The organism is Flammeovirga aprica JL-4 (assembly GCF_012844305.1).
Taxonomy (GTDB): Bacteria; Bacteroidota; Bacteroidia; order Cytophagales; family Flammeovirgaceae; genus Flammeovirga; species Flammeovirga aprica.
The window spans coordinates 13016-35124 of record NZ_JABANE010000053.1 but is presented as its reverse complement, the minus strand read 5'-3'; the positions used below and the strand labels follow the sequence as shown (position 1 = coordinate 35124).

Sequence of the window (22109 nt, the reverse complement as noted above, 5' to 3'; positions counted from 1 at the left end):
TGATTATAAAAATGGATGTATTTGCTACACTTATTCTGTAATAATCACAATATCAGTGTTTTATGTTATTTTATTTAAATTATACATTAAAAAATATTCACTAATTTTGAATTTGCATATATATACATCAACCTAGTATGTTTGAATTGACAGAAAAACAAAAAGCGCAAGTTCAACTGTTCACTTTATAGAAAGAGTTATATAACACACACTGAAAAATTTTAACTCTTCTTTATTCTATCGCAAAACTTAATGGAATGAAAAATTTTTTACAATCTAAAAATGTTCTTTCGTTACTTGTGTGCGTGTGCTTAATGTTAACAGCATACGTTTCAAATGCACAAGACCGAATGATTACAGGACAGGTTACTGCCGCAGGAGATGGTAGTTTATTACCTGGTGTAAATGTAAAAGTAAAAGGTACTTCAACTGGTACAATCACAGATTTTGATGGTAACTACAAATTATCAGTTCCCGCAGGAGCTTCAGAGTTAATTTTCTCTTTTATTGGTTATACGCAACAATCGGTTGTGATTGGTACGCAAACTACCATCAACATCTCTTTAGCAGAAGATGTAGAACAATTAGAAGAAGTAGTAGTAGTAGGTTATCAAGTACAGAAGAAATCAGTAGTAACAGGTGCTATTGCTTCAGTAAAATCAGATGATATTACACAAACACCTGTTCAAAACGCAGCACAATCATTACAAGGTAAAACAGCAGGTGTAATTGTAACGCCGGTATCTGGTCAGCCAGGTTCAAATATTGATATCCGTGTTCGTGGTACTGGTTCAAACAGAAACAACACTCCTTTATATGTAGTTGATGGTGTACAAATGGATAACATCAACTTCTTAAACCCTAACGATATCGAATCAATTGAGGTATTAAAAGATGCGGCATCTGCAGCAATCTACGGTTCAAGAGGTGCAAACGGTGTAGTATTAGTTTCTACAAAGAAAGGTAAAGCAGGTAGAACAATCGTATCTTACGATGGTTACATTGGTATTCAGGAAGCATGGAGAAAAACACCATTGCTTGACGCTAATCAATATATGATGTTCCACAATGAAGGTTCATTAAACGCTGGCGGAGGTTTAAAGTACTCTCCGGAAGATATGGCGAACAACACTACGAATACAAACTGGCAAGATCAAATTTTCCAACAAGCACCTATTCAAAGTCATACAGTACAAATGTCAGGTGGTAGCGAAACATCTACTTTCTTAGCTTCAGTTGGTTATTTCGGTCAGCAAGGTATTGTAGCTCCTGAAAAGTCAAACTTTGACAGATACACAATTCGTTTGAACTCTTCTCACAAGATTTCAGAGTATTTCAGATCTGGTTCTAATATCACTTTCTCAAGAGAAGAAAAGAAAGGTATCAACGAGCAAAACCAATTTGGTGGCGTTTTACAAAACGCATTATTACACGATCCTTTAACAACAGTTTGGGAAGATCGTCCTGACAAAATCCAAGAGTATGATACTTACGCAGTAAAACCTGCAAACAAAAACGGTAGATACTACGGTATTTCAGAGCAAGGATTGAGAGAGATAGTTAACCCAATGGCAAGAATCAACAACACTTACAGCGAAGATGCTAGCAATAAATTCTTAGGTAATGTATTCGTTGAGGCAACTCCAGGAATCAAAGGTTTGAAATTCAGAACTGACTTTGGTGTAGATATTGGAAACTGGGGCAACAGAGGTTACAACCCTGAAGCATACTACAACAACGTAAACCAAGTTTCAGTATCAGGTGTTAATCAATCAGCAGGTTCATATGTAGTGTACCAATGGGAGAATGTATTGTCATACAACAAGAAATTCGGTGATCACTCTTTCGATGCCTTATTAGGTACTACGTTAAGAGACGGTTCAGGTGTTCAAGTAGGTTCATCAAGAAACAACTTACAGATTCCAGGATGGGATTATGCATGGGTAAACAACGGTGCTGACGATGAGACACAAAAAGGTAATGGTCAATTAGATTGGCAACATAGATTAGTATCATTCTTTGGTAAAGTTGGTTATAACTACAAAGAGAAATACTTGCTTTCAGCAACAGCACGTTACGATGGATCGTCAAACTTTGGTCCGAACAATAAATTTGGTTTCTTCCCATCAGTACAAGCAGGTTGGATCATTTCACAAGAAGAATTCTTAAAATCTAATGACGTTGTAAACTTCTTAAAGTTAAGAGCATCATGGGGTAGAGTAGGTAACGAAAACATCGGTGCATTTGGTTACTTAGAATTATTCGGCAACACACCTTCATACCCAATCGGTACGGATCAGACAATGGTTCCTGGTTATGGTATCACAAGAATGTCTAACCCTGATTTGAAATGGGAAGCGGCATCAGAAGTTGATTTAGGTATTGATGTTGGATTCTTGGATGACAAAATCTCAGCAACATTCGACTTTTACTCTAGAGAGCGTCAAGACTTATTAGGTACACTTCCAGTTCCAGGTTTCACAGGTGTTACAGGTCCTAACTACAACTTAGGTACAGTAAGAAACCAAGGTATTGAAGCTTCATTAACTTACTCGAAAAGAGACGGTGATTTCCACTTCGACATCACAGCAAACGCTTCTTACAATGACAACAAAGTATTGAAAGTAGCAAACGGTGACGGCAGAATCTACGGTCCTTCATTATTCCAGACAGAAGGTCAGTTGATGATGGAAGAAGGTCAGCCACTACCATACTTCTTCGGATTTAAAACAAACGGTATTTTCCAGAACCAAGGAGAAATCGATGCTCATAACAAAGAGGGACAATTAATTCAGCCTAATGCTCAGCCTGGTGATATCCGCTATGTAGATGTAAACGGTGATGGTAAAATTGACAACGAAGACAGAGTAAATATCGGAGCTCCAGTCCACTCATGGATGTACGGTTTGAATGTAAGAATGGATTACAAAGGATTTGATTTATCAATGTTCTGGCAAGGTCAAGCAGGTGCTAAAATGGTAAACGGTACATTGCGTCATGACTTGAGACAAGGACAAAACTACCCTACTCGCTGGTTAAACCGCTGGACAGGAGAAGGTACTACTAATGAATTCCCAAGATTCACTTACGATGACAAGAACAATAACTACACGAAGATGAATGATATGGTTCACATCGAAGATGCTTCTTACTTAAGATTGAAAAACTTACAGATCGGTTACACACTTCCTACCCACATCAGTAAGAAAGCTGGAATGAGCAAATTAAGAATCTATGTGTCAGGTAACAACTTACTAACATTCACAGAGTATTCTGGAATGGATCCGGAAGCAGCACATAGTGGTGACGACGATGCTTGGACTGGTTATGACAACGGTTCATATCCACAAGCTAGATCATACTTATTGGGATTAAATGTTACATTCTAAGAGGAAAATCAAAATGAAAATTAAAGATATATTAGTCGCAGGAGGTCTTGTTATTGGTGCAATGTCAATGACTTCATGTTCAGATTTTTTGGAACTTAAACCAACCGATTCACAAACAGCAGATACATTTTTCAGAACATCAAAAGAAGCAAGACAAGCTTTGATAGGTGTCTATGAAAAACTCCGCTCAGATTATAAAGACGGTAATCCTAATGAAGTAAGAATGTTTGATATGGCAATGGGTGATGACGCTATGACTGGCGGTGATCCTTCAGGCCAAGACATGATGTACTATCAGGAGATGAGTAAGTTCCAATCACAGACCAACAACATTGCTGGTAAAGCAGCTTGGGATAAGTGTTTTGGAGGTATTCAAAGAGCGAATACATTGTTAGCAAACTACGACAAGATCGAGTTTACTACTGCTGAAGAAACAATCAAAAGCAATTACAAAGGTGAGGCATTATTCTTAAGAGCGCACTACTACTTTGAATTGGCAAGACTGTTTGAAAATGTACCAATGTACACTGAGCCTCTAGAAGGTACTGCTTGGCAGGAAATTACACAAGCTACTCCAGAAGTGCTTTATGCTCAGATTGCAACGGACATGGTAGAGGCGATTTCTTTAATGGCTGAAACTATTCCGGAAGGAGAAGAAGGTCGTTTGACAAAATATGCAGCTGAAGCAGAATTAGTAAAAGTATTTTTGTTCTATACAGGATACTACAACAAGAGTGAATTGCCAGTAAACGGCGATGGAGCTCCTATTACAAATTCTTCAGCAATTACAATGGCTGACGATGTAATCAATAACTCAGGAGCTGTATTAGCTAGTAATTATGCTGATTTATTTAACGAAAACGGTAATTACAACAAAGAGGTAATTTTTGAAGTTCCTTTTGCCAATACAGGTTCTGGTGACTGGGGTGACTGGTCTTACGGTTCTATTTTATGTCAGATGTCAGGACCACGTGGTCATAACTCAGATGTCTTAGCACAAGGATGGGGTTTTATGGCTCCAACACGTGAATTAGAGCAATCATTTGAAGCAGGTGACTTAAGAAAGCCAGCAACAATTATTTATGCTAAAGATCTAATTGATCAGGCGGGCTCTACTTACCAGGCACATTATAATTTCACATCGATGCATACTAAAAAGTATACAACTCATGGTTGGAACAAGACAGATGTGAACACTGAATTGAACTGGGCTCAGAATTACCACTACATTCGTTTAGCAGATGTTTTATTAATGGCTGCTGAATTAAACGTAACAGCAAGTCCTGCTAAAGCTTCATCTTATGTAAACCAAGTGCGTCAGAGAGCAGGTTTAGGAGCGAAGTCTGTGGTTACTTTGGAGGATATCCAAAAGGAAAGAAGAGTAGAGTTAGCAATGGAAGGACACCGTTACTTCGATGTATTAAGAAGAGGTGTAGATGCTGCTGCTGATGAAATTAATGTATCAGGATATGTTTTAACGGCACCAACAGACGAAGGAGCACAATATGTAGATGCTAATGGAGACAACATGACAGGTGATATCGGAGTTGCTGAAACTTACAATGTAACTTTTGATAAATCGAAGAAAGGTTTCTTACCAATTCCTCAAGTTGAAGTGGATTTACATCCATTGTTAAAACAAAACGACGGTTATTAATCACATACTAAAAGATTCTAATACAATGAAACAATATATATATTCATTCTTAAGCTTTGTCATCCTTTTAGGGATGGCGGGTTGTACTTCAAGTGATCCAGACGTAGGTCCAGCACCAACAGAATCAAATTTATCTTTTACAGTAACTCCAACTGCAGATAATCCTAACATCGTTGAATTCGCCAATACAACTAACGGTTCAATTGCATTCTGGGAATTTGGAACAGGAGCTACAGCAAAAGGAGATAAAGTAACAGCAGAGTATGCTGTGGAAGGTGACTATGAAGTGACAATGACAGTGATCATGAGCGGTGGTCAGGCTTCAAAAACACAGACGATCAATATCGCTCAAACAGATTTTACTTTATTAGATCGTGACGACTACAACTTCTTGACAGGTGGCGGTTCTAACACAGAAGGTAAAAACTGGGTATTTGATAAAGCAACAGCAGGTCACATGGGTATTGGTGATCCTGCAGGAGAAGATCCTAACTGGTGGGCAGCTGAGGCTAATCAAAAAGAAGGAAGAGGTGCTTATGATGATGTGATGAACTTCAACTTAAATGGTTTTAAGTATACACTTACAAATAACGGTGACTCATATGCTAAAGACTATATGGCTGATTGGTTTACATCAAAAGGCGGTACTCTTTTAGCAGATGATGATGACCATACTTATGCAATCGAATTTAATGATCAGTCAGCTTGGACGTGGGCAATTTCTGATAAAGAAGATGGTAAATATTTAACTTTCGGCGGTGACGGTTTCCCATCATGGCACACAGGTGGTTCAGAGTATAAAATCATGAAATTAACGGAAGATGAGATGTACTTAAGAACTATTGGTGGTGACGGTAACGCTTGGTACTATGGTTTTGTTCGTGAAGGTTTTGAAAGACCAGTTGCTCCTCCAGTAGAAAAGCCATTCGAAGCAAATGATCTATATGATGATTTCGGTGGTAATACAAATACAACTTTTGTAACTGATGCTGACTTAATTGTTGAAACAGGTATTGAGAATTTTGATCAACTTGGAAATCCAATGGAATTAGTTGGTAAGTATGAAAGAACTGCAACTGCAGGTGAAGACGGATGGTGGCAGAACTACCAAACAGAATTACCTTACAGATTAGATTTGAGCACAAGAAATAAGTTCTCAATGAAAGTTTACTTCTTACGTGGTAACGATTTCACAACACCATCATCTGCTGCTGAAACTCCAGATTGGTTAGGTGAAGTGGCAATGAGCCCAACAGTAGCCTTACGTTTAGAAAACACGCTAGACGGTGGTAATGCTTGGCAAACAAGAGCTGAAGCGTTGTACACAATGGGTGAAGATGACATGGGACACTGGGTTGAAATTACTTTTGATTTCTCAGATCATAGTGAGAAAACAATTTATGACAAAGTGATCATCCAAATCGGAGGTGAAGGACATACTAGACCAGGTACTTTCTACATTTCAGATTTTAAACTTCTATAATACAACAAAAGTACTTTAGGTTACTTAATAAATAAAGGGGAGCCTACTTTGGGCTCCCTTCTACAAAATGTCTTGCTGGCTAGGGACTTAAGGGAATATTGATATTTAGCTTTTTTAATGAATTAATTAATAATTGAAAAAATCAGAGAGGAAGAAGAAGAATATTCTATCTTTGATCAGCTAAAAATTATAAATGAATATTACTTAATTCTATCACTTAAGTACTTAACTATCTAAATTTATTGATAAGAAAATGAAACATAATTGGACTAAGGGTATTGCATCTCTTGCTTTGTGTGCGGTACTGTATGGTTTTAATACCCCGGATATCTCAAATCCCGAAAAAAATACAGAGGAAATTGAGATGATTGTAAATAGTAACCTAACTATCGATGAGAAAGTAGAGAAGATACTTCACCAATTATCGCTAGAGGAGAAAGTAGGGCAAATGACACAGGTTACCCTTGATGTGATTACAAAGGGAGAAAGTCGATTTGCAAGTGATGAACCTCTTAAGCTAGACAAAAAACTACTGGAAGAAGCAATTGTTAAGTACAAAATCGGTTCTGTACTCAATACAGCTAATAATAGAGCAAGAACTACTGATAAATGGAATGAGGTAATTTCTCAGATCCAGAAAGTAGCGATGAAAGAAATTGGTGTCCCAGTATTGTATGGAGTAGATGCAATTCATGGAACCACTTATACTGCTGGAGCAACGTTTTTCCCACAACAAATCGGGATGGCGGCCACTTGGAACACAGAACTAAACCGTCAGGGTGCGTCAGTAACTGCTTACGAAACAAGAGCAAGTTCTATTCCTTGGGATTTCTCTCCAGTATTGGACATGGGACGTAATCCTGCATGGCCACGTATTTGGGAAACGTACGGTGAAGATGTTTACCTGACTTCTCAAATGGGTATTGCAGCTATAGATGGATACGAAGGTGAAAACAACGACCTGTCTGACAAAACAAAAGTAGCGTCTTGTATCAAGCACTTCCTAGGATATGGTAGTGAAAGATCAGGTAAAGATAGAACACCTTCTTACCTTCCTGAAATTGAGTTAAGAGAGCATTATTTGCCATCATATAAAGCCGCTATTGACGCTGGAGCTCATACTATTATGATCAACTCTGGTATTATTAATGGCACTCCAGTACATGCTAGTTATAAGTATTTGACGAAGTTGTTGAAAGAAGAACTAGGCTTCAAAGGACTTGTAGTAACAGACTGGGCGGATATTGAAAACCTTCACAACAGAGACAAAGTAGCGGATACGCACAAAGAGGCCGTTAAAAAATCAATCAATGCAGGTATTGATATGTCAATGGTTCCTTACAACTTTAAGTTTGCCGAAATGCTGGTAGAACTTGTGAACGAAGGTGAGGTGCCAATGTCAAGAATTGATGATGCAGTACGCAGAGTCTTGAAGGTGAAAATGGAATTAGGGTTATTCGAAACTCCTTATCCATCAAAAGGTGATTATCCTAAGTTTGGAAGTAAAGAACATGAGCAAATCGCTTATAATGCTGCTTCTGAATCAATCACTTTATTAAAGAACAACGAAAACATTCTTCCTCTTAAAAAAGGAACAAAAGTATTTGTAGCAGGTCCAAACGCAAACTCAATGCGTACACTAAACGGTGGATGGACTTACTCTTGGCAAGGTGAAAAAGTAGAAGAATTTGCACAAGATTACAATACCATCCTAGAGGCAGTACAAAATAAATTAGGGAAAGAAAATGTAGCTTTTGCTTCGGGCGTAGAATACAACCATGAAGGTTTGTATCACGAAGAGAAAAACATTGACATCGACGCGGCTGTAAAAGCTTCAGAAGGTTCAGATGTGATTCTTTTATGCTTGGGTGAAAACACTTACACTGAGACTCCTGGTAACTTGCATGATTTATACATTTCACAAAATCAAAGAAAGTTAGCAGAGGCTTTAGCTAAAACAGGCAAGCCAGTAGTGTTGATCTTGAATGAAGGTCGTCCTCGTTTGATTTCTCAGTTTGAAGAAGATATGGCAGCGGTAGTACATACTTACTTGCCAGGTAACTTCGGTGGCGATGCATTAGCAGATATTTTGGTAGGTGAAGTAAACCCTAGTGGTAAACTTCCATACTCTTACCCAATGTATCCAAATGCTTTAGGTACATATGACCACAAGCCATCAGAGGCGTCAGAAAAAATGGAAGGTATGTATGATTACAACTCTTCATTACCATTCCAGTATCCATTTGGTTTTGGTTTGAGTTATACAACTTTCGATTATTCTGATATTAAGATTTCGAGAAATGAAATTACTCCTTACCATGATTTCACGGTTTCAGTCACTGTAAAAAACACAGGAGACGTAGAAGGTAAAGAAGTAGTTCAGTTATATACAAAAGACCTTTACGCTTCAATCACACCGGACAACAAGCGTTTGAGAAGATTTGAAAAAGTCAACTTGAAGCCAGGTGAGTCTAAAGTGGTTGAGTTTACATTAAACGGAAAGGATTTAGCTTTTGTAGCAGAAAACCTTAAGTGGACAGTAGAAGCAGGTGAGTTTAAAATCATGATTGGTGATCAATCAGCTTCATTAAATGTCACAAAGACTGTTGAATTTGAGAAGATTTACTTCGAAAATTAAACAATAGATGAATAGGTAAAAGGGAGTTTGATTCGTTGAGCTCCCTTTTTATTTTTTACTTCCAGCTCTGATCAATAATAATCTTCTTATTCTGTTTTTGAATATAGTGTTTATGTGATACATAAAGTATATCAGACCTTTTGATTCAAGGGGTGAAAAGATATTAAAAATCTGTTTTTGAAATGAAAAACTTAATAATAATTCTACTGCTTTCTTCTTTATTTTCTTGTGAATCAACAAAAGAAAATCTGACAAACAAGAATGAAATTCAAGACTATCAATTGGTGTGGTCTGATGAGTTTGATTACAACGGACTTCCTGATTCTACAAAATGGGGATATGATGTAGAAGGAAATAAAGAAAAGTGGGGAAACGAAGAACTACAAGCTTACACTGCAAAGCGTAAAGAAAATGCAGTAGTCAAAGATGGTCATTTGTTCATTACAGCTCTAAAGGAAGAGTATGTAGATACTGTTCATAAAGAGATGTTTGATTACACCTCTGCACGCCTTAATTCCAAAGGAAAAGGGGAGTGGAAATACGGGAAATTTGTAATAAAAGCCAAACTCCCTTCAGGAAATGGAACATGGCCAGCATTTTGGATGCTCCCGCAAGATTGGAAATACGGTGACTGGCCCAATTCAGGTTCTATTAATATTATGGAACATGTAGGGCATGATAAAGATAATGTTTATGGTGCCGCTAATACAGAAGCTTACAATCATAACAAGGGTACCGAAAAGATGGTGGGTATTTATATTGCAAATGCAGAAGAAGCCTTCCATGAATATATGCTAGAATGGGACCCGGAAGGGTATTCTGTTTATGTAGACAACGAAAAATATTTTCATTTTAGAAATGAGAATAAAACGTATAAAGAGTGGCCTTTCGATGAGGAATTTTATTTGTTGCTCAACCTAGCTGTAGGAGGAACTTGGGGAGCACAGAAAGGAGTGGATGATGATATATGGCCACAACAACTCGTGATTGATTATGTGCGAGTGTATCAGAAACCAGAACCAAAAATGACGACAGCCGGTATGTAAAGATATAAACTACAATATAAATAGGGTCGAAGTACTGTACTTCGACCCTTGTTTTTTATAAAAGCATTTGAATGTCAGTCAGCCTATTAAAGGATAAAATAAACTAATGATAGTAGGACATATTGAAACTAAATAGTTGCCTGTTAGTAGCTTATAAGTATTTTTAATCCAGCACCTGACATTTGTGAAAAAGCACTTTCAGATAGGATTTAAACAAGCTCTTCTTCAAGCACATCAGCCCAAGTTTCCATATAAGTTATGGCGTCTTCTCTATTACCTTTTTGTAAGTACCTAAAGCCACCCGGAAGTGCGCTGAGTACTCTAGTATTGGAAAGATATTCTAGATGAGGAATATCCTGTACTTCTAAACCTGCATCAAGAAGTGTATCAATCATATCGTCTACAGGCATACCGCTTGCAGGGCAATAATCGTGAGCAAATTCGCTCCACTCATCCAATTTCTGACGTTGTGCTGTATAATAAATATCTTTAGAATCCATAGGTGTAATGGCCTGTACTAAATGCCCGCAATTACATTTTCCTACATGTCCCCAATTATAATCTTTTCCGGAAGCTATATTGGAGGCGGCTTCTCTTAATTTATTGATCAGTAGTAGGTTGGGTTTTGCCATGTTTTTTAAAGTAAATAAGATGTGAAACATAAGCACTCGAAACTCCTTCTAATCTTGAAGGTCATTTAAAGTACTTGCAATAAGAATAAAGTGTTGAATAGTATGGTTTTGATAATCTAATTTTTTTTGGGAGAATTCCTTATTATTCTCACTTTCATGTAATATTCTATAAAAAAAGGGATTGTTATAACTATAAATTATAACAATCCCTTGATGAGAGTTATTGATGATCAATTACTTATTGGGCACGTAATAAATGGTTTGAGTAGGAGTGTAAATACCAAAAGTGACACCGCTTACCAAGCCATTCACAAAACTAGTATTTGTTTTAATGACATAGTTTGTCTGACCATCAGGAATATAATCAGAGGCATTTTGACGGGCATTGTCCAATGGAACTAACCCAAATAGCAGGTGATTGGTCCATACTTTGTTCACTTCTTTCAGAGAGTCTGAAGGTTTTACGTCTCCAACAAAGAGTCTAGTGTTGTAGCATGACGACAATAATGTCATGACAATTAAGCTTGCAAAGATTTTTTTCATTTTTGAGTTATTTGATTAATTAGTCTTTTCATCTAAATCTATAGATCCTAGCTGAACGAAAAAAATATTATGTTTTTCAAGGTTCATGAAAGTTTAAAATATAATACTTTTTCTTTGTATAATTAAACATCCAGAGAGTAGCTTAAAGTAATGATAATCAGTCGATATTTGTGGCTTTTGGTCATATCATTTTATTTGGGTTATAGTAGGGTCGAAAGTTTTAGATCATAACATAGCATAGATTGCCGGTGAGTTTAGAGCATATAAATAATTACATTGCGAATAATATGAAAATGTAGAGATTTAATTTATCCAACTAAATGAAAATGAAATTAGCACAACTATTTATTATCCTGATAAGTATTTTCAGTATGAATGCAAATGCTCAAGAAAACAAGGCCCCTTTGAAAGTTGGAGTGATCGGTTTGACTCACACACATGTACACTGGATTTTTGGTAGTGAACCTAGAGGGGAGATAGAAATTGTGGGTATTGTAGAGCCCAATACAGAATTGGCAAAGCAATATGCTGAGCAGTATAAGTTTTCGCTCCAAAAAGTTTATCCTACTATGCAAGAGATGTTTGATGCTGTTAAGCCGGAAGCAGTGACAGCTTTTGGGACTATTTATGAACACCTGGAAGTTGTAGAAGCAGCAGCGCCTTTAGGGATACATGTAATGGTTGAAAAACCTCTTGCTGTAAGTAGAAAGCACGCTTTAAGAATGCAGGAGTTGGCAGAAAAACACAAAATCCATTTACTGACCAATTATGAAACCACTTGGTATCCGACTACTCACAAAGCTTACGAACTAGCAAAAGAAGAAAATACAATCGGAGGAATTCGTAAAATAATGGTGCATGATGGGCACAAAGGGCCTAAGAGGATAGGTGTAAACGAAGAGTTTTTAGAATGGCTCACAGATCCGGTTCAGAATGGTGGAGGAGCTGAGATAGATTTTGGTTGTTATGGAGTGAATATATTGACTTGGTTTATGGATGGAAAACGTCCTAATAGTGTAACGGCAATTACACAGCAGCTACAACCCGATAACAATCCAAAAGTGAACGATGAATCCATTATTCTTTTACAATATGATAGCACTGTGGCGGTGATTCAGGGTTCTTGGAATTGGCCGATAGGACGAAAGGATATGGAAATCTATGGTACTGAAGGTGTGGTTTATGCTGATAATAGAAATACGCTTCGTGTACGAATATCAAAAGGTTACGATGGATTTGATGAGCAAGTAATGAAGCTAGAGGAGAGAACTACACCATATGATGATCCCTTTGCACTTTTTGCCGCCGTTGTGAAAAATGAAGTCGTTTTGGAGGAATACGACTTAAATGCATTGGGTAATAATATGATTGTAGTAGAAATTCTGGACGCTGTCAAAAAAAGCGCAGAACAGAATAAAACTATTTTCCTAAAATAGGAAGGAAGGGATCAATATTCATTTCCTAATATAATGCAATAATGTCGCAAATAAAGAGCCAGTACCTTGCACACTCTTGAAGATTAATTTATCTTTTCGAAAAATAAGCTACCCCACTTTTAAGGGGATATTTAATCAAATAAGAATACTTTTCTACAGTTATAAATGAATAAGTCTAATAGAATTCCAGTCGTTGTGCTTAATGGGTTTCTCGGATCGGGAAAAACTACTCTTTTTAGACATTTACTTGCTCAATCCGTCAAAAAGGACATACCGGTATGTGCGATTGTCAATGATATGAGTGAATTGGATGTAGATGGAGAATTATTAGGAACAACGGATGCTGTTGAAGATAATACTAGCATATTGGAGTCTATCCATAACTGTTTAATCAGCAGTGATAAGGGAATAAAAAAACTAGATCAGGCCATCGAGAAATTACTTTCTACTCAAACTCCTGAATTGATTATTGTGGAAACTTCGGGAAGTAGTCATCCTATGCCTTTGGTAGAATATTTCAAAGATCATTCTACGGTAAAATTGATAGGTATGTTTGTACTTGTAGACAGTTTGATGTTAAGCCATGATTTTAATTATGGTGAACAGCTTATCCCAAGGTTACAAAATAATTTGAGTGAAGGAAAACGAGATACAGTGAACTTATTGGTAGAACAGATCATGTTTTGCAGTCATGTATTTCTTACGAAAAGTGATAGAATAGGGGATGATAAGTTACCGCATATCGCTTCATTTATTAAAAATATAAATCCATTTGCCTCTACACATTCTTTACGTTTTGGGAAATTAGATATTGAGGCCATTCAAGAACTGGAAGAGTACGATTATTTTAAAGTAGCACAGCTAATTGAGGAGCTAAAACCAGTTCTTGTGCAAGAAAAACAAGAAGATAGACCTTATAATTTAGCGACAAGAGTTTTAAATGATGACCGTCCATTTCACCCCCAACGTTTATGGAACGTGTGTCATGAATACTTAGATCAAAGAATCTATAGAAGTAAAGGGTTCTTTTGGCTTGCTACCAGAGATCAGCATTCTTTGTTGTGGAATCAAGCGGCAGGTGGTATTAATTTAGAAATCATTGGAACTTGGCGTGCAGGAATTTTAGAAGATGAAGAGAATGGCCTTCTTCCTGAAGAAATTGAGCATTTAGAAAAGATGATAGCAAGGGATCCAAGAAGGTTTGGTGATCGTCATTGCGACCTTACTGTAATAGGTGATGCATCTCAGGTAGATCGTTTTACAGCGGCATTAGAGGCAAGTTTTCTTACTGAAGAGGAAATTAAACTATGGAAATCAGGTTTCAAATTTGAAGATCCATGGCCAAAGAATATTGTCAAAATTGTCGGTTAACTTTAGAATAAAAAATAGGACGCTGTGTTGCAACGTCCTATTTTTTTGTAAATGCTAATGGTGATGTTTTTTCAAAATGTTTCAATCAACATTAACGAACCATTTTATTTTGAGGTGACATTAAAACTCTTCAATTTCAGATCTCCCTTAATGATATAAAACACAATTTCATTTTTCCCTTTTTCTAAAGAAATTGCTTTCGTAGTGATGGTATTCCATTTTTTTGAAGCAATAGGAAGTGGCACGATCAAGCTTTCAGCTCCATTATTGATTCTTATTTTACCTTCTTCACTGTCGTTTTGATAGGTAATGTTGAATTGAAATTGTCCCTTCTTATCACTCTTAAGGGTGTATTTCATCCATTCACCTTCTTCCGTCTCAAAGACAATTGGAGTGTCATCCATCAATTCAATATCCACACCATCATTTCTATACTTAAAACCAGTATTCCACATTGTTCTTTCAGCTTGCATATCAATATGGTAGTTTGCTGAAATCTTGTCGTAATAGGCAAAATGATTCTTGCCCATATCATAATCTGCAAAAAGAATATCCTGATTGGTTTTGTGCTCTTTGAATGGTTTTGTATTGTCATTATTGATTTGACCAATCATAGCATAAATTACATCATTTGCCACTTCACAGTTTTCAATTTTATGGCTTTCAGCATAGTCCATAACTGCTTGGAAAGTTTCATTTGCTGATAAGTTTTTGCCTTTTTCCCATGCATCAAGAAGCTTATAATAAGAATCAGGTGTTTTTACTTTCAAGACGTTATTGACACGTTGCTTTTTGACTGGCCACCATGACCATCCAATATTATTTTTCTCAAAAAGTGAAATACAATCAGAGAACCATGTATTGGAATTTTCACCTGCTTCACTCATCCATAATGGCATTTGATATTTTTCTCTCATATCAATCCATCCTTGAACAGAAGCGTCAGTATTAAAAGTCCAGTACTTATGGAATGTGATCACCATATTGTCATCCACGTTTTTCAAATCGTGCTGTTCAAAGCTTTCATAATTATTGCCCCAGCAGTTGCCAGAAATATAGACAATATGGTTTTTATCTACAGTTCTGATTGCTTTCGTTAGCCTAGCATGTAAATCCCATATTTCGTCATTATTGTTACAGCCACATCCATTATCCGATCCAGTGTTTTTGAATTTCCAGTTGGGTTCATTGATAAGATCATAACCTCCCACCCATTTTTCATCTTTATAGCGTTTAGCAATTTTTATCCATAGCTGTTCTAATTTCTCTTTGTTAAATTCACTATCCCATAAAGAGGGGAGGGATTCATCATAATCAGAAATATTGGCATCCTTACCTTGACCACCTGGCGCTCCATGCATATCAAAAATCAGGTACATTTCATTTTCAGTACACCATTCCATTAATTTGTCTGTGTATTCAAATCCTTCCTTTAACCAAGTATGCTTAATTTTCCCATTTTTCACTTTTTCCTCTTCAATCGGTAATGTAAACCATTTGTAGTGAAGGGCAACTCTTACCGCATTAAACCCCCAAGCTTTCATAGAGTCGAGGTCGGTTTTTGTAAAATGGTTTTCCAGCCAAACATCATAAAACTCAGCAGTTTTCTCCTTACCGATATTTTCTTCGAGTTTAGTTCTGAATTGTGTATGCGTATTGATTTTTGCATCGGTGGACTGCATCATATACCCTTCTTGAATCATCCAGTTGCCAGTACCGATACTTCTTATGATTACAGGTCCGTTGTCATTGACAATCTTGGTGCCTTCAGTTCTTAAAAAGCCTTGAGCAAAACTCTGAAGGCCTATGATTGATAGTGTGATAGTAATAAAATAACGTAACATTTCATTTATTTATTTAGATCAAAAAATACTTTGTATTCTGTAGTAATATCCACTTTTTAAAGCACAATTCCTTGTTAAACTATATCAATATTAATGATCTTTTTTAAGGTTAGATGATACAAAAAAAGAGGCTGATTTAAATGAATAAATCAGCCTCTCAATATGTATAAGTTTAATTGCTTAAACTATGATTTCAACGTACGTTTAGTCTCAGTGATTTCGAATGCTTCAACAACGTCACCCACTTTGATATCGTTGTAGTTGGCAATACTTAAACCACACTCGTAACCGAACTTCACTTCGTTTACATCGTCTTTGAAACGCTTCAATGCTCCAATTTCTCCACCGTCAGTACCACCGTAGATTACAACACCTTCACGGATCAAGCGGATTTTAGAGTTACGCTTGATGTAACCATCTGTAACGTAACAACCTGCAACTGTACCCACTTTAGAGATTTTGAATACTTCACGAACTTCAACGTTACCCACGATTTTCTCTTCCATATCTGGCTCAAGAAGACCTTCCATAGCCGCTTTCACATCGTCGATAGCGTTATAGATTACTGAGTAATGACGAACTTCGATACCTTCGTTTTCAGCAAGCTTTCTTGCGTTTGGCGTAGGACGAACTTGGAAACCGATGATCATTGTAGGGTTCTCCTTGTCAGCAGCTGCTAATAGGATATCCGATTCAGTAAGGGCACCCACACCTTTGTGGATAATTCTTACTTCTACTTCATCGTTAGAAAGTTTCAGTAATGAATCTGATAATGCTTCCACTGAACCATCCACGTCACCTTTGATGATCAAGTTCAATTGTTGTAACTCACCTTGAGCAAGACGCTTGAATAGGTCTAGGTTAGGACGTTGAGAAGCTCTTAAGCTTTGCTCACGTGCTAATTGCTCACGCTTGTTAGCAATCTCTCTTGCTTCACGTTCTGTATCTAGTACATTCAGTTTATCACCTGCTTGAGGAGCACCAGAAAGACCTAATACCTGGACTGGTGTAGAAGGGCCAGCTTCTGCTACTCTATGACCTCTATGGTCAAGCATTGCTTTCACTTTACCATAGTAACCACCAGCAAGCATTACATCACCAACTTTCATTGTACCTGCTTGAACAAGAACTGTCGCTAAGTAACCACGTCCTTTATCAAGAGATGCTTCAACTACTGTACCTACAGCGTTTTTGTTAGGATTAGCTTTTAATTCTAATACTTCTGCTTCAAGAAGTACACCTTCTAATAATTCGTCAATACCTTGACCGAATTTTGCAGAGATTTCGAAAGCTTGGTATTTACCACCCCAATCTTCAACAAGGATATTCAATGCTGAAAGTTGAGTTTTAATATTATCTACGTTCGCATTTGGCTTATCAACCTTGTTGATCGCGATTACGATCGGTACTTCAGCTGACAATGCGTGGTTGATTGCTTCTTTTGTTTGAGGCATTACCTGATCATCGGCTGCTACTACGATAATAGCAACGTCAGTCACCTTAGCACCACGAGCACGCATGGCCGTAAAGGCTTCGTGACCTGGTGTATCAAGGAAGGCGATTTTCTTACCAGCTTTAGTAGTCACATCATATGCACCAATGTGCTGCGTGATACCACCTGCTTCACCATCAGCTACGTTTGCATCACGGATGTAGTCAAGTAATGACGTTTTACCGTGGTCAACGTGACCCATGATTGTAACGATAGGCGCTCTTTCTTGTAAATCTTCTGGCTTATCTTCTTTCTCCAATGGAGCATCAACTTCTTCTTCTGCTGAAGCGAATTTAGCCTCGAAGTTATATTCAGTTGTAATCAACTCGATTGTCTCTTTGTCAAGACGTTGGTTGATTGAGATGAACATACCATTATTCATACATGTCATGATGATATCACTTACAGGGATATCCATCATTGTTGCTAGCTCACTTGTAGAAATGAACTCAGTAACTGTAATGATATGCGATTCTGCTGCCTCTCTTTGTAAACGTGCTTCGTTTTCCGCTTCACGCTTATTCTTTTTGGCTTGTTTATGTTTACCACGAGTAGATTTGAATCCAGACTGATTAAGCTGTTGGTTCGCTTTCTTCATTCCAGATTGGATATCCTTCTCTGATAATTTACCTTTTTTCTTCTTGTTGTTTCCGCCTTTTCCGCCTTGTCCTCTTTGTGAAGTAGCGTCCGCATTACGGAAAGTTTTTTCTCCTGGCTTGTTACCACCTTGGCCTTGACCTTGGTTTCTGTTACCACCTTGTCCGCCTGGTCTGTTACCACCTTGGCCTCCTTGGTTTCTGTTGCCACCTTGTCCGCCTTGTCTGTTACCGCCTTGGCCTCCTTGGTTTCTGTTACCACCTTGTCCGCCTTGCCTGTTACCGCCTTGGCCTCCTTGGTTTCTGTTGCCACCTTGTCCGCCTTGTCTGTTACCGCCTTGGCCTTGACCTTGGTTTCTGTTACCACCTTGACCGCCTTGTCTGTTGCCGCCTTGGCCACCTTGACCTTGCTGTCTACCTTGAGGGTTTTCAGAATTTCCTACAGGAACGCGTTTTCTCTTACGTTTTTTCTGAGGAGCACCCTTATCATCAGAAGAAGCAACTGGCTTCGGCTTTTTCTTACGACGGTTTTCAAAGGATGAAAGATCTACTTTACCGACTACAGTAAGACCTTTCAATTCGTCGGCCTTAGCATTAATTGTTGAGTCAGTTGCACCTGTTGCACTATCAGATGATTGATCTTGATTTTCGCTTGCCGTTGCAGGCTTATTCGCTTTCTCAACTTTCGGAGTCTGCGGAGGATTTTGTTCTTTTTTCTTCACTTCTTGCGTTGGTTGCTCAGATTTCTTCTCTGGAGCTTTATTTGCTTCTTTTGAGGCTTCTTTTTTCGGCTCGTTTTTCACCGGCTGTTTTGCCTCAGGTTTTACTTCCTTCTTCTCTTCTATTGGCTTTTCAGCTTTAGGAGGAGTAGGAGTGCTGGCTACTTTCTTTTCCTCAGCCTTTGGAGCAGGAGCAGGAGTTTCCTTTTTCGGAGCTTCTTGCTTTTTCTGTTCAGGCTTTGGCATTTCTTGTTTTTGTTTTGGAGCCTCAGCTTTCTTTTTGTTTTCGTTGAGATCAATTTTCCCAACTACTTTAAGACCTGGGCGTCCACTATATGTTTCTGGCTCCGCCTTTTTTGGCTGAGCTTCTTTTTCACTTTTCGTATTTTCGGATGTCGCAGAATTCTTGATGATCAGATGATCGTCTTCTTTCTCTTCTGTTTTTGGTCCTTTTTTCTTTTTAGACTCAATTACAGTATTTCCAACCTGTGACGATATAGAGATTTGAGATGCTTCTTCTTTTTCCTGCATTGACTTTGCATTCATTTTTTTAAGCATTTCAAACTGCTCAAGCGTAATCTTCCCGTTTGGAGAAGGAGAATCAATTTCAATGTTCTTCTTCTTCAGCTGTTCGATTATCGTTGAGTGCCCAACGTTTAATTTTTTGGCCGCCTGGCCGATTCTGATCATCTTTTGATCTGCCATATATTCCTTTTCGTAATACTAATTCAAATTATTGCTTCACAGCAATTCAAGTTAAAGCCGAAGCTTTATATCCTTTAAACTTAAAAGTTTAAATGAAAGGAGTGATTTTCATGACAACCCGAAATACATGAATGCTCCTAAAGTGCAAAGATATAAGTTTGTTTTTTAAATCTTAAATTAAATTGCATGTGAGTGCTACCTTTTTGCACTTATTATTGGATTTCATTACAAAAACCGCCAAAAACACAGTGGTGTTCACAATTATTTGTAGAGATAAAAAACAATAAACATAATAAAGAGGAGCCCATAGAATTGTAAGCTCCTCTCTTTATGCTCTAAATAGAGATCCTAAAATAGGATATTGAATTATTTAGAAATTGCTGCAATTACTTCATCAACAGTTTCTTCCTCCAAGTCTGTTTTTTCAATTACATCTTGTTTTGGAAGAGACAAAACATCTTCTTTTGTGATAAGTCCTACTTTCTTAAACTCATCAATGATCCATTCTTCAATGTCATTTTTGAATTCATCAAGACTTGGGCTCTCACTAGCTTCTGCTTTATTTTGAGCGGCAGCATTTGTTACTTCTGCAATATCTTCATCAAGAACATCGTCGCTGTAATCTACTTCAAAGTCATCATCATCATCCATCATGTCATTGCTTGGCTGATTTTGAGGAGCCTGTTGTTGTTGATCATCTTCAAACTCTTTTCTTAATGTATGCATGATAGCAAGAATCATTTCCTCTTCAAGATCAGTTCTTCTTACTAATTCATCCACTTCGTGATCCAATACCGCTTTTGCAGTATCCAATCCAATATTTTTAAGCTCAAGAAGCATCCAATCATCAAATACATCATTGAATTCCATCAAATCAATATCGAAGTCTTCTACTTCATGCTCTTGTAATTCTCTGAATACGTCGATTTCATATCCAACTAACATTGAAGCTAATTTGATATTCTGACCACCTTTACCGATCGCTAAAGAAACTTGATCTTTTGGTAATACTACCTCCACACGTTTCTCTTCCTCATTTACTTTTACAGTATTGATATGAGCAGGGCTCAATGAACGTCTGATCATCAAGTCCAAGTTGTCAGTGTAGTTGATAACGTCGATGTTCTCGTTTTGTAATTCACGAACGATGGAGTGAATACGTGAACCTCTCATACCTACACATGCACCTACTGGATCAACACGGTCGTCAAATGATTCCACTGAAACTTTTGCTCTTTCACCTGGCTCACGAACGATGTTTCTGATCGCGATCAAGCCGTCAAAGATTTCAGGAACTTCTTGTTCGAATAAAAGACGTAAGAATAAAGGTGAAGTACGTGAAAGAACAATCTTCGGGTTGTTGTTGTTCATTTCTACACGGTCGATTACCGCACGAACGTGATCGCCTTTTCTATAACGATCTTTAGAAATCATTTCGTTTCTTGGTAAAGAAAGCTCATTGTTGTCTTGGTCAATGATAATTAACTCTCTACCTAACGTTTGATAAACCTCACCCATGATCAGTTCACCAACACGCTCTTTATATTGATCAAAAAGAACCTTTTTCTCAAGGTCTTTTACTTTCTGAATTAATGTCTGACGAGCAGTTTGTACCATTCTTCTACCAAAGAAATCAATCTCAACTGCTTCTGCTACTTCCTCGTCTACCTCAAAGTCTTCCTCGATTTTCTTTGCGTCAGTCAAGTGAATTTGAGTTTGAGCATCAAATTCTTCAGCGTCATCAGCAACGATTTGACGGTAACGCCAAATTTCCAAATCACCTGCATCTACGTTGATAATTACATCAAATGTAGCGTCATCACCATATTGCTTACGAATCATTGTTTTGAAAACATCCTCCAAGATTTTGATCATTGTAGGACGGTCAATGCCTTTCATTTTGGCAAATTCCTTAAACGATTCGATTAGTTCCATGCTATTCATATCTGCAACTGTTTATTTTTTCGATTATGGTTGATTTTATTTAAAATGATACTTCTACAACTGTACTTTTGATGTCGCTGAAAGGAATAATCATTTCTTTAATCTCAACTTTCTTTTTTCCTTTTTCTTTAATTTCAGCATCAATAGTGACCTCTTCTTCTGTAACAGCTTTCAATTCACCAGTAAACTTGGTTTCGTTGCCTCTAGTGACCGTTACTTTTCTACCAATATTTTTGTTGTATTGTCTGTGTAGTTCTAAAGGTTCGCCAACACCTGCTGATGTAACTTCAAAATTGTATTCATCTTTGATAAGATCTCTCTCATCAATTTCATGACCTACACTTCTTGAAATTTTTGTTACAGCTTCAATTGTTACTCCCTTATCGCCGTCCAAGATAATTAAAACTTTCATACGGCGGCCAGCTTTCACTTCCACTTTAACAACATATAAAGAATCATCTTCTAAATGTGCTTCAACGATCTCTTTTATTTGTCCACTTAAATCCATACAACTTTACTGTATAAAATTTTAAAAATTTAGTTTGTCCTGAAATAGTCATCTATTTCGAAACTTTATTTAGTTAGAATTAACTATTCACTAAAGCGTTAAAATC

12 protein-coding genes and 1 pseudogene are annotated in these 22109 nt (G+C 37.4%); 7 read left to right on the top strand and 6 right to left on the bottom strand.

Going from position 1 to position 22109, the window contains the following annotated elements:
• The first annotated feature begins 314 nt into the window (after nucleotides 1–314).
• The 5 genes from HHU12_RS18690 to HHU12_RS18670 all read left to right on the top strand — a co-directional run bounded on the left by HHU12_RS18690 (nucleotide 315) and on the right by HHU12_RS18670 (nucleotide 10213).
• A complete protein-coding gene (locus tag HHU12_RS18690) occupies nucleotides 315–3389 on the top strand; it encodes a SusC/RagA family TonB-linked outer membrane protein (protein ID WP_169658259.1) in 3075 nt (1024 codons plus the stop codon).
• A gap of 13 nt (nucleotides 3390–3402) precedes the next feature.
• Entirely contained in the window at nucleotides 3403–5046 is a 1644-nt protein-coding gene (locus HHU12_RS18685) for a RagB/SusD family nutrient uptake outer membrane protein (protein ID WP_169658258.1), read from the top strand.
• A 25-nt stretch (nucleotides 5047–5071) separates the two neighbouring features.
• Complete coding sequence (locus tag HHU12_RS18680; RefSeq protein WP_169658257.1) at nucleotides 5072–6529, top strand: PKD domain-containing protein; 1458 nt, start codon at nucleotides 5072–5074, stop codon at nucleotides 6527–6529.
• A 253-nt stretch (nucleotides 6530–6782) separates the two neighbouring features.
• Complete coding sequence (locus tag HHU12_RS18675; RefSeq protein WP_169658256.1) at nucleotides 6783–9167, top strand: glycoside hydrolase family 3 N-terminal domain-containing protein; 2385 nt, start codon at nucleotides 6783–6785, stop codon at nucleotides 9165–9167.
• Nucleotides 9168–9349: 182 nt separating this feature from the next.
• Nucleotides 9350–10213 carry a glycoside hydrolase family 16 protein gene (locus HHU12_RS18670; protein WP_169658255.1) on the top strand — a complete coding sequence of 288 codons (864 nt, stop codon included), beginning with the start codon at nucleotides 9350–9352 and terminating at the stop codon, nucleotides 10211–10213.
• Nucleotides 10214–10422: 209 nt separating this feature from the next.
• Here the strand turns inward: HHU12_RS18670 and HHU12_RS18665 are convergent, their stop codons facing one another.
• Together HHU12_RS18665 and HHU12_RS18660 are read right to left on the bottom strand one after the other, a co-directional pair.
• Nucleotides 10423–10845 carry a hypothetical protein gene (locus HHU12_RS18665; RefSeq protein ID WP_169658254.1) on the bottom strand — a complete coding sequence of 141 codons (423 nt, stop codon included), beginning with the start codon at nucleotides 10843–10845 and terminating at the stop codon, nucleotides 10423–10425.
• A 234-nt stretch (nucleotides 10846–11079) separates the two neighbouring features.
• Nucleotides 11080–11388: a Bor/Iss family lipoprotein gene (locus HHU12_RS18660; protein WP_169658253.1), complete on the bottom strand. Its 309-nt coding sequence runs from the start codon at nucleotides 11386–11388 to the stop codon at nucleotides 11080–11082.
• Between the two features lie 326 nt (nucleotides 11389–11714).
• Between HHU12_RS18660 and HHU12_RS18655 the strand changes: the two genes are divergently transcribed.
• Together HHU12_RS18655 and HHU12_RS18650 are read left to right on the top strand one after the other, a co-directional pair.
• Nucleotides 11715–12824, top strand: a complete 1110-nt coding sequence (locus tag HHU12_RS18655; protein ID WP_317170504.1) for a Gfo/Idh/MocA family protein — start codon at nucleotides 11715–11717, stop codon at nucleotides 12822–12824.
• A 165-nt stretch (nucleotides 12825–12989) separates the two neighbouring features.
• Nucleotides 12990–14195: a CobW family GTP-binding protein gene (locus HHU12_RS18650; RefSeq protein WP_169658251.1), complete on the top strand. Its 1206-nt coding sequence runs from the start codon at nucleotides 12990–12992 to the stop codon at nucleotides 14193–14195.
• A gap of 104 nt (nucleotides 14196–14299) precedes the next feature.
• Here HHU12_RS18650 and HHU12_RS18645 read toward each other — a convergent pair whose 3' ends face one another.
• From HHU12_RS18645 to HHU12_RS18630, 4 genes and pseudogenes are all read right to left on the bottom strand, one after another.
• Entirely contained in the window at nucleotides 14300–16039 is a 1740-nt protein-coding gene (locus HHU12_RS18645; protein WP_169658250.1) for a cellulase family glycosylhydrolase, read from the bottom strand.
• A 185-nt stretch (nucleotides 16040–16224) separates the two neighbouring features.
• On the bottom strand, nucleotides 16225–19551 hold the full coding sequence (gene infB / locus HHU12_RS18640) for a translation initiation factor IF-2 (RefSeq protein WP_169658249.1): 3327 nt from the start codon (nucleotides 19549–19551) through the stop codon (nucleotides 16225–16227).
• Nucleotides 19552–20250: 699 nt separating this feature from the next.
• Nucleotides 20251–21495, bottom strand: a pseudogene (nusA, locus tag HHU12_RS18635) (transcription termination factor NusA); the annotation flags it as partial.
• 40 nt (nucleotides 21496–21535) lie between these two features.
• Nucleotides 21536–22003 (bottom strand): ribosome maturation factor RimP, encoded by a 468-nt coding sequence (locus tag HHU12_RS18630; RefSeq protein WP_169658247.1) that lies wholly within the window; start codon nucleotides 22001–22003, stop codon nucleotides 21536–21538.
• Between the last annotated feature and the right edge of the window lie 106 nt (nucleotides 22004–22109).